At 49.2% G+C, this 11,270-nt stretch carries 6 protein-coding genes; 4 read left to right on the forward strand and 2 right to left on the reverse strand.

What is annotated here, in order from left to right; all coding sequences use genetic code 11:
- The first annotated feature begins 518 nt into the window (after positions 1 to 518).
- Positions 519 to 1,982: a peptide MFS transporter gene (locus tag HER31_RS10815; protein ID WP_168660586.1), complete on the forward strand. Its 1,464-nt coding sequence runs from the start codon at positions 519 to 521 to the stop codon at positions 1,980 to 1,982.
- Between the two features lie 1,118 nt (positions 1,983 to 3,100).
- Positions 3,101 to 3,715 (forward strand): YceH family protein, encoded by a 615-nt coding sequence (locus tag HER31_RS10820; protein WP_168660587.1) that lies wholly within the window; start codon positions 3,101 to 3,103, stop codon positions 3,713 to 3,715.
- Positions 3,716 to 3,900: 185 nt separating this feature from the next.
- On the opposite strand, the gene cobO is transcribed toward HER31_RS10820, so the two are convergent.
- Complete coding sequence (cobO, locus tag HER31_RS10825; protein WP_168660588.1) at positions 3,901 to 4,497, reverse strand: cob(I)yrinic acid a,c-diamide adenosyltransferase; 597 nt, start codon at positions 4,495 to 4,497, stop codon at positions 3,901 to 3,903.
- Positions 4,498 to 4,641: 144 nt separating this feature from the next.
- Here cobO and HER31_RS10830 point away from each other — a divergent pair, with 144 nt between their 5' ends.
- Together HER31_RS10830 and metH are read left to right on the forward strand one after the other, a co-directional pair.
- Complete coding sequence (locus HER31_RS10830) at positions 4,642 to 5,154, forward strand: REP-associated tyrosine transposase (protein WP_168660589.1); 513 nt, start codon at positions 4,642 to 4,644, stop codon at positions 5,152 to 5,154.
- A gap of 911 nt (positions 5,155 to 6,065) precedes the next feature.
- Entirely contained in the window at positions 6,066 to 9,737 is a 3,672-nt protein-coding gene (gene metH / locus HER31_RS10835) for a methionine synthase (protein WP_168660590.1), read from the forward strand.
- Between the two features lie 264 nt (positions 9,738 to 10,001).
- On the opposite strand, the gene HER31_RS10840 is transcribed toward metH, so the two are convergent.
- Positions 10,002 to 10,445 carry a DUF3010 family protein gene (locus tag HER31_RS10840; RefSeq protein ID WP_168660591.1) on the reverse strand — a complete coding sequence of 148 codons (444 nt, stop codon included), beginning with the start codon at positions 10,443 to 10,445 and terminating at the stop codon, positions 10,002 to 10,004.
- Positions 10,446 to 11,270: the final 825 nt, after the last annotated feature.

The raw sequence follows: 11,270 nt of genomic DNA on the forward strand, positions 1-11,270 counted from the left end.
GTATTCAGTCACTTTCAAAGTGGTTCGAAAGGGATTGCAATGTTAACAAGCCAAGACACAGACGCAAGGCTTTGTGTCGTTATTATTAACGAAATAACATTCATACTTGTCTGACTGGATAAATAAAAATCGATACCTATTTACCCTATAGCGAATAAGGGGCAATCTCTTACAACAATTATCTTGGATAAGATGTTGATATATACATCCAGAATATGGCCATTCCTTATAAAAATTAAAGCAACAATTTAGCTACCGTTTACAAACAAATAAAACCAGCCCCATTGACTGTACGCTTTTACAGCAGCAAAAGTGTTGCGCAACGCACATACTCCCGCTTTTGGAGTAAACAATGGCTAACAGGTGCCTCTAGCGACTTCAAATCTTGGCTTTTTCTCGTTATGGTAGTGCAATCTACCCTATGGACGGGGTGACAAAAAATACAAGAACCAACGGAATTCTATATGGAGCCGCTCGCTCCATCGCTAAAACTATAAATATTCAAGGTAAATTCGCAGATGAGCTCAAACATCAATCGCGGAGAGTTTCTAGGCCATCCTAAAGGCCTGTTCCTCCTGTTCACCACTGAGTTGTGGGAACGCTTCTCTTACTACGCTATGCGTGCCATTTTGGTATTGTACCTCGTAGACCAAGTTACCACTCAAGGCGGCCACGGTTTAGGCTGGAGCCAAGCAGACGCTCTTTCCTTATACGGTACCTTTACTGGTTTAGTATACATTACCCCACTTATCGGTGGTTGGTTGGCAGATAACTACTTAGGCCAACGTAAAGCCATCTATATTGGTGGTTTCTTAATGGCGGCTGGCCAATTCTTGTTGGGTACCCCACATGCGTGGATCCCTGGCATGGAAACCGCGGTATTTTACTTTGGTTTGGGCGTACTGATTTTAGGTAACGGTCTGTTTAAACCAAACATCTCTACCATGGTTGGCGACTTATACGAAGAAGGCGATCACCGTCGTGACGGTGCATTCACCATCTTCTACATGGGTATCAACGTAGGTGCTTTCCTTTCTGGTATTGTGGTTGGCAACGTTGTTGCTGCTTACGGCGGTAGCTTCCAAGCTGGCTTCGTTTGTGCTGGTATCGGTATGTTGCTGTCTCTGGTTATTCAGTTCATGTTTGCGCAAAAGCTGTTGGGCGACATCGGTACCGTGCCTGCAGCTAAACTAGACAAACTGCAGCAAACCGAAGTTCGTAATGAACCTCTAACAGCAGTTGAGCGTGATCGCATTAAAGTGATCATGGTGCTTGGTCTGTTTACTATCGTTTTCTGGGCTGGCTTCGAGCAAGCTGGTGGCCTGATGAACTTGTTCACCAACAACTTCACCGACCGCATGCTGGGTGATTGGGAAATCCCAACCACTTACTTCCAGTCTCTAAACGCCTTCTTCATCGTTGTATTTGCACCAGTAATCGCTTCCCTTTGGGTTCGTATGGGTGCTAACGAGCCTAACTCTCCAGTTAAATTCGCATTGGGCCTTATCCTGTTGGGTATCGGTTTCATCTTTATGATGGGTGCGGTAATGGAGATGGGCGGTGACGCTAACGCTAAATCATCCATGTGGTGGTTAGTTGGTGCATACTTCTTCCACACCATGGGTGAGCTGTGCTTGTCTCCTATCGGTCTGTCGATGGTAACCAAACTTGCTCCGCTGCGTATGGCATCCTTAATGATGGGCGCATGGTTCGGTTTCGTTGCTATTGCAAACAAGGTTGGTGGTTTCGTTGGTTCCTTCATCGGTCACGACGGTTCTGCAGAAGAGCAATTAGCTAACGCTATGTCTATCTTCTCCGGCATTTTCATCACTGCTGTTGTTTCTGGCATCATCCTGTACTTCATGTCCGACAAGCTTGTTGACTGGATGCACGGCGCTGAAGATGGCCATGATAAAAATGAAGCTCAAGCATTAGAGCAAGAAGTTGCTGTAACTGCTGACCATGAAGGCATGAAGCACTAAGTTGTGTTTTAGGGGGGTTAGCTGCCTCCCTCCTGATTGATTCAAAAGCCTCAATGCGATAACCGCATTGGGGCTTTTTTGTTGTTTATTTTTGAATTCGGTCGCACGCGTGCGCCCCTACGGGAACCATCCGCCTCAAACGGCCAGCCCCAACCTGCTACCCCACACTTGTAGGGGCACTCATGAGTGACCTTAGCTGACGGCAACTGTTACAGATAAATAAACGGTCGGACATGTCCGCCCCTACGGGCAATATTCACCTCAAACGGCCAGCCCCAACATGCTCCCCGAACTTGTAGGGGCACTCGTGAGTGACCGCACCGAAGTGACACCTTATGAAACGGTCGGACATGTCCGTCCCTACGGGTAATATTCACCTCAAACTGCCAACCCCAACATGTTCCCCGAACTTGTAGGGGCACTCATGAGTGACCTTAGCTGACGGCAGCTGTTACAGATAAATTAACGGTCGGACATGTCCGCCCCTACGGGTAATATTCACCTCAAACTGCCAGCCCCAAACGTGTTATCCCACACTTGTAGGGGCACTCATGAGTGACCGCGCCGAAGTTACGCCTTATGAAACAGTCGGACATGTCCGCCCCTACGGGCATCATCCGCCTCAAACGGCCAGCCCAAACGTGTTATCCAAGCCTGTAGGGGCACTCATGAGTGACCTTAGCTGACGGCAACTGTTACAGATAAATAAACGGTCGGACGCGTCCGCCCCTACGGGTAATATTCACCTCAAACGGCCAACCCCAACATGTTCCCCGAACTTGTAGGGGCACTCGTGAGTGACCGCACCGAAGTGACACCTTATGAAACGGTCGGACATGTCCGTCCCTACGGGTAATATTCACCTCAAACTGCCAACCCCAACATGTTCCCCGAACTTGTAGGGGCACTCATGAGTGACCGCACCGAAGTGACACCTTATGAAACGGTCGGACATGTCCGCCCCTACGGGCATCATCCGCCTTGAATAAGAGGCGCGAAATCCATTACACGGATGCGTATATTGCAAAGCCTACTAAATAGGCAGTTGCTGCCCTTCCCCTTGCTCCTGAGCTAATCAAGGTAAATACTGAGTTCACAGCACTTGCAAGGAATCAATTGTGGACAAGAATCTCACCTTAAACGAAACCCGCGTTATCGGCTGCCTGATGGAGAAAGAGTCAACCACACCGGATCTCTATCCATTAACCCTCAACGCACTAAAGGGCGCCTGCAATCAAAAAAGCAATCGCGAACCGGTATTGTCTCTATCAGATACCGAAGTACAGCAAACCGTTGCCCAACTGTTAGGTAAAAGATTACTCCATGAAGAGGGCAGCGCTCGCACCAGCAAATATAAGCACCGCTTCTGCAATACTCCATTTGGTGGTCTGCAATTTACTCAGCAAGAGCGCGCCATCGTTTGTGTATTACTGTTACGTGGGCCACAAACCCCCGGTGAATTACGCTCTCGTACTAATCGGCTATGTGAATTTTCCGATGTAAGCGAAACCGAATCAGCCTTACAACAACTGGTTGAAAAGGAGTTGGTAGTACAACTTCCGCGAGAAGCAGGAAAGCGTGAGAGTCGTTATGCTCACTTATTTAGTGGCGAAGTTGAGATAGTCACTAGTGCAAATGTTGCTTCAAACGATAAAACCAGAATTCTTGAATTGGAAAAAGAGAATATGATTCTTAAGGCTGAGGTTGAACGGTTAAAACAGATGTTATCGTAAGCACAACGCTTTGCCGTTACTTGAGCACGCTCGAAAACAAGCAAAGTGCCTTTCGACGGTTTGGCGTTATCAAGCCTAGGGCCTACATGTACGCCGCTACATTGAGTAATGCTTACTATGTAACATAGGGGGCACTCAAGAGTGGTCATTGCGACACTCGATTGTATTCGTGCCCCATTGTTAATCTACCAATCCAAACCCTTTTGGGCTTTTACGCCTGCTTCGAACGCATGTTTAATTGGTTGGATTTCAGATACGGTGTCGGCCAAATCGGTCAAGCGACGATGACAGGCGCGTCCAGTAATAACTACATGTTGATTCTTGGGCCGATTTTGAATGGCTGCGACTACCTCATCAATATCGAGATAGTGATAGCTAACCATATAAGTGATTTCATCGAGTAGCACCATATCAACCGTAGGATCCGCCAGCGCCAATTTAATCTGTTGCCATACAGCTTGTGCAGCAGCAGTATCACCGTCACGATCTTGAGTATTCCAAGTGAAGCCCGTTTTCATTATGTAAAACGGCACACCCAAATTCTCTAGTATATTGCGTTCACCACACTCCCACTGGCCTTTAATAAATTGCGCTACCTGACAATTAAATCCATGACCAACTGCACGCAGCACCGTCCCAAAACCCGCTGTCGATTTACCTTTGCCATTACCAGTTAACACCAGCAACACGCCTTTATCGATCTGAGCTTGCTCTATTTTCCCATCAACAGCTTGCTTCAATGTTTGTTGTCGCTGCTTATGTTTTTCGTTATCTCGTTCCATCGAAAGCGCTCCAGTAATTTTACTTTTTGCTGTGCATTTTAAGATCGTAAGTTGCCTCAAGCCGTTACTTGCCGCCACTCCTACAAAAAATAATGACCATAGCGTAACTCCAGCTGCGTTTGATTGTTTAAAAGGAGATATAGCATGCCCAACTACAAACGATTACGGCAACCCGGAGGAACCTATTTCTTTACTCTGGCATTAGCAGAACGAAACAACAATGACCTTTTGGTTCGACATATTGCGATTTTGCGTCGGGCGATCTCTGAGATTAAAGCAAAGCACCCTTTTCGAACCCATGCGGTCGTTGTATTGCCAGAACATGTTCATTTGATGATTACTCTTCCTCAGGGAGATTCCGACTTTTTTACTCGCATACGCCTGATAAAATTTTCGTTTACCAAACTTGTCAATCGTTCTACCGGTCAGGCTCAATCTGTATGGCAGAAAGGCTATTGGGAGCATCTAATTCGAGACCAACAGGATTTCGATAATCACTTCAATTACATCCACTTCAACCCGGTTAAACACGGCTATGTCGATAAAACCAAAGATTGGCCTCATTCCACCTTCCATATTTATGTTGAACGCGGCGTGTTAGATGCTGAGTGGGGACAAAAGAATGAAGTGGAAATATCCGGCGCAGAATACGACTAACATACACAACCGCTGAAGGGTTTGTGTATGAATACGGTCGGACATGTCCGCCCCTACGGGTAATATTCACCTCAAACTGCCAACCCAAACATGTTACCCCACACTTGTAGGGGCACTCGTGAGTGACCGCACCGAAGTTACGCCTTATGAAACGGTCGGACATGTCCGCCCCTACGGGCAACATTCACCTCAAACTGCCAGCCCAAACATGTTACCCCACACTTGTAGGGGCACTCGTGAGTGACCGCACCGAAGTGACACCTTATCAAACGGTCGGACATGTCCGCCCCTACGGGTAATATTCGCCTCAAACTGCCAGCCCAAACGTGTTATCCAAGCCTGTAGGGGCACTCATGAGTGACCGCACCGAAGTGACGCCTTATGAAACGGTCGGACATGTCCGCCCCTACGGGCAATATTAGCCTCAAACTGCCAGCCCCAAACGTGTATCCCACACTTGTAGGGGCACTCGTGAGTGACCGCACCGAAGTGACGCCTTATGAAACGGTCGGACATGTCCGCCCCTACGGGAAATATTAGCCTCAAACTGCCAACCCAAATGTGTTGCCTAAGCCTGTAGGGGCACTCGTGAGTGACCGCACCGAAGTGACACCTTATCAAACGGTCGGACATGTCCGCCCCTACGGGCAACATTCGCCTCAAACTGCCAGCCCAAACGTGTTGCCTAAGCCTGTAGGGGCACTCGTGAGTGACCGCACCGAAGTGACACCTTATCAAACGGTCGGACATGTCCGCCCCTACGACAGTACCTTCCCTCAGCCAATAGATACTATCGATTCATAACTGATTTTAGATCTGCCCTAATAACAGGCTTGGCATCATAACCGTTCTCAGGCACGATAGACGTCTATATGGATAAAAGGCCAATTGGGTTTATAAGGATCGGTAGTATGACAACAACCCTCAAGCAATCACTGGCAGAGCGCATTCTCATCTTAGATGGCGCTATGGGTACCATGATCCAGCGCCATAAGCTGGAAGAAGAAGACTTTCGCGGTGAACGCTTTGCCGATTGGCCATCACTACTGAAAGGCAATAACGACCTGCTATCGCTAACGCAGCCACAGATCATTGCTCAGATCCATCGTGACTACCTGCTTGCTGGTGCGGATATCATCGAAACCAACACCTTCAATAGCACCACCGTCGCCATGGCTGACTACCAGATGGAAGCGCTATCGAAAGAGATTAACTTCGAATCTGCCAAGCTCGCCCGTCAAGTGGCAGACGAAGTAGCCCAAGAGACCGGTATCCCCCGTTATGTTGCCGGTACGTTAGGGCCTACTAACCGTACCTGTTCAATTAGCCCAGACGTTAATGATCCCGGTTTTCGTAATATCGCCTTTGATATCCTGGTAGAAGCCTATACCGAATCTACCAATGCCCTGCTTAATGGCGGCGCCGATATCATTATGGTTGAAACCGTGTTTGATACCCTTAATGCTAAGGCCGCGCTCTATGCCATTGATAGTGTGTTTGAGCAACGAGGCCAGAAATGGCCGGTGATGATCTCCGGCACCATCACCGATAGCTCTGGCCGCACTCTTACCGGTCAAACCACCGAAGCGTTCTACAACTCACTGCGTCATATCGACCCAATTAGTTTTGGCCTGAACTGCGCTTTAGGCCCTAAAGAATTGGTCCCGTATATGGCTGAACTCAATCGCATCAGCGAATGCCCTATATCTGCGCATCCAAATGCCGGCTTACCCAATGAGTTTGGCGAGTATGACGAAACTCCAGCGCAAATGGCGCAGATAATCGGCCAGTGGGCAGCAGATGGTTGGCTTAATATTGTCGGTGGTTGTTGTGGTACCACACCAGAGCACATCAGTGCGATAGCTGCAGTAGTAAGTAAACACCAACCTCGGCAAGCTCCTAAACTGCCACATCACACCCGCTTAGCGGGGCTTGAACCTTGTACTATCGAGGCCAACTCATTGTTCGTCAACGTGGGTGAACGCACCAACGTTACTGGTTCCGCGCGCTTTCTTCGCTTGATTAAGGAGGGCGATTACGAAACCGCGCTTGAGGTAGCTAAGCAGCAAGTTGAAAACGGCGCGCAGATCATCGATATCAATATGGATGAAGGGATGCTGGACTCAGAAGCGGCAATGGTGCGCTTCTTAAACCTGATTGCCGCAGAGCCAGATATCTCGAAAGTGCCGATCATGATCGACTCTTCAAAGTGGTCAGTGATTGAGGCTGGCCTGAAATGCATCCAAGGCAAGGGGATCGTTAACTCAATCTCCCTTAAGGAGGGTGAACAGGCCTTTATCGAGCAAGGCAAGTTAGTCCGCCGCTACGGCGCTGCTGCTATTGTTATGGCGTTTGACGAACAGGGCCAAGCCGATACTTACCAGCGCAAGGTTGAGATCTGTACTCGCGCCTATCGGGTGCTTACCGAAAAAGTCGGTTTAGCCCCAGAAGACATCATCTTCGATCCCAACATCTTTGCCATTGCCACTGGTATTGATGAGCACAACAATTACGCCGTCGACTTTATCGAGGCCTGTAAAACCATTCGCGACACCCTCCCCCATGCACGTCTTTCCGGCGGTGTATCCAACGTATCGTTCTCTTTTCGGGGCAATAACCCGGTGCGGGAAGCGATTCACGCGGTATTCCTCTACCACGCCATTAAAAATGGTCTCACCATGGGCATTGTTAACGCTGGCCAGCTGGCGATATTCGATGATATTCCCAAACAATTGTTAGAGCGGGTTGAGGATGTGGTACTCAATCGCCGCGACGATGCAACAGAGCGGCTGCTGGCTATCGCTAATGATTACCGCGGTGAAGGTAAACAACAGGCGGATCCTCGTGATGCCCAGTGGCGTAGTTGGCCAGTAAACAAACGCTTAGAACATGCCTTGGTGAAGGGTATAACCGATTTTATCGAAGAGGATACTGAAGCGGCTCGATTGAAAGCCAATATTCCCCTCGAGGTAATTGAAGGGCCGTTAATGGATGGCATGAACGTGGTTGGCGATCTGTTCGGCGATGGCCGCATGTTCCTACCACAGGTTGTAAAATCCGCCCGGGTGATGAAGCGGGCAGTTGCCTACCTCAACCCGTACATTGAAGCATCCAAAGTGAAAGGGCAAAGCAACGGTAAAGTGTTGATGGCAACTGTAAAGGGGGATGTCCACGACATTGGTAAAAACATTGTTGGCGTGGTTTTACAGTGTAACGGTTACGAAGTTATCGATCTTGGTGTAATGGTGCCGGTAGAGAAGTTGATAGAGGTAGCCATTGCTGAGCAAGTCGATGTAATAGGCATGTCTGGTCTAATTACCCCGTCGCTGGACGAGATGATCCACAACGTAAAAGCGTATCAAAAGGCTGGCTTAACCATTCCGTGTATTATTGGTGGTGCCACCACCTCGAAAATCCACACCGCGGTGAAGATCCACGAGCATTATCCTCATGGGGCTATCTATGTGCCAGATGCATCTAGAACCGTGCCAGTTATCGCCAAACTTTGTGGCCCAGATAAGCAGGCCTTTGTGGAGGAGCGTTACCGCGAATACGCCGCTCTCAAATTGAAACGCGAAAGCCAAGGTCGACGTAAGCAGCTAATCAGTCTCGACGCCGCTAGGGCTAATCGTAATCAGATTGATTGGCCAAACTATGTTCCTAAGATCCCAAACAGCTTAGGGGTTCATACCCTCGAAGATTACCCAATCACCGATCTGCTGGAGCGCATCGATTGGACCCCATTCTTCCGCAGCTGGGGCTTGCACGGTAAGTATCCGCAGATTTTCGACAACACCACCGTAGGTGGCGAAGCCCGTGAGCTATTCGATAACGCACAGATCATGCTGACACAGATCATCGAACACAAATGGCTTAAGGCAGCGGCGGTGTTTGGCCTGTTCCCTGCCAACACCCTCGACAATCATGATGATATTGCTATCTACAGCGATGAAAGCCGCCAGCAAAGTCTATTAACGCTACAAATGCTGCGGCAACAAGTTGAGCGCATCGATAACGACAACTTTGCCCTGTCTGACTTTGTCGCGCCGCAATCTTCAGGCATAAATGACTACATGGGCGCCTTTGCGGTAACTGCAGGGATCGGTATTGATGAACATGTACAACGATTTGAGCAAGATGGCGACGATTATAGTGCCATCATGCTTAAGGCTATTGCAGATAGATTAGCGGAAGCCTTTGCCGAACGTTTGCACGAACGAGTACGCAAAGAGTTTTGGGGCTATGACGCTGACGAGAGCCTTGATAACGACGCTTTAATCAAAGAACGTTACAAAGGTATTCGCCCCGCCCCTGGTTACGCAGCCTGCCCAGATCACACCGAGAAAGGACTGCTGTGGCAACTATTAGAACCAACCAAACGTATCGGTCTTAATATCACCGAGAACTTCGCCATGTACCCGACAGCGGCAGTATCCGGTTGGTACTTTGCCCATCCACAATCACGCTATTTTGGTGTTACCGATATCGGTAAGGATCAGGTTGAGGATTACGCCAAACGCAAAGGGATGAGTATCGAGCAAACAGAGAAGTGGTTAGCGCCTATTTTAGGCTACGACGCATAGCTAGCCTTATCTAAACTGCGGTCGGATACGTATGGGTAGGGGCACTCGTGAGTGACCTTAGCTAACGGCAGGTGTTACCGCTGCATTACCGGTCGGACACGTCCGACCCTACGAGTAGGGGCACTCGTGAGTGACCTTAGCTGACGGCAGCTGTTACAGAGAAATTATCGGTCGGACGCGTCCGCCCCTACGGGCTATACCAATGAAGAGCCCCAAACGAAAAAACCACCGCATGCGGTGGTTTTTCATTACTGAGGCAAGCGCTTATGCGTCGTCTTCAGTGTAGGTTTCACGCTGACAGTAGGCGTAAGCCGCATCAAATGCTGCCTTCTGGAACTTCTTCAATCCAAGTTCATCGAAGCTCGCCTGTACTGGGTTACGCTTGATCCACTCTTTAACTTCAGTCGGGTGTACAACGGCAGCGTTAACACCAACCAACTGCATCGCCGCTTCCATCTTAAAACTACCACCACTGCCGGCAAACTTACCTTTTTGTGGGCGGTCGATAATCACAATCTGATCCACATGGTAATCTTCCATCAACTTACCAAAGGCAAAATGGAACTTACGGATAGCCTCAGTGCTCTCTAACTTCGGCATCGGCATTGATAGTTGGCGCATTGATGGCACCGCAAACAAGCCATCTTCCATACCCAGCAGACAAAATACCGCTTCCCCACCTTTGATCTCTACGCCAATTACTCTCATGCCAAACCTTTCTGATAATTCATAACAATGGCGCTATTGTAGCGTGAATCAACAAACGACACCTTGGCTTTCAATGAACTTCTGCACAAAACCATCACTTTCGAGTGTATTTGTGTGTAATTCAGGCGATTAGATCAAATGTTGGCTGTAGCCGCCACCGATATTTATACAATATCAACCACCAGCACTACTGCCACGTTACCGTTACAGTAACGGTCGGACATGTCCGCCCCTACGAGTAATATTCACCTCAAACAACAAGCTGCAACATGTTCCCCGAACTTGTAGGGGCACTCGTGAGTGACCTTAGCTAACGGCAGGTGTTACCGCTGCATTACCGGTCGGACGCGTCCGCCCCTACGAGTAGGGGCACTCATGAGTGACCTTAGCTAATGGCAAATGTTACCGCTGCATTATCGGTCGGACAGGTCCGCCCCTACGAGTAGGGGCACTCATGAGCGACCTTTGGCAACAGCAGGTGTTACCGCTGCATTATCGGTCGGACAGGTCCGCCCCTACGAGTAGGGGCACTCGTGAGTGGCCTTAGGCAACGGCAGGTGTTGCCGCTGCATTAACGGTCAGACATGTCCGCCCCTACGAGTAGGGGCACTCGTGAGTGACCTTTGGCAACGGCAGGTGTTACCGCTACATTATCGGTCGGACATGTCCGCCCCTACGGGTAGGGGCACTCGTGAGTGACCTTTGGCAACGGCAGGTGTTGCCGCTGCATTAACGGTCGGACGCGTCCGCCCCTACGAGCAGGGTCACTCATGAGTGACCTTTGGCAACAGCAGGTGTTGCCGCTGCATTAACGGTCGGACACGT

Source organism: Ferrimonas lipolytica (genome assembly GCF_012295575.1).
Classification (GTDB): domain Bacteria; phylum Pseudomonadota; class Gammaproteobacteria; order Enterobacterales; family Shewanellaceae; genus Ferrimonas; species Ferrimonas lipolytica.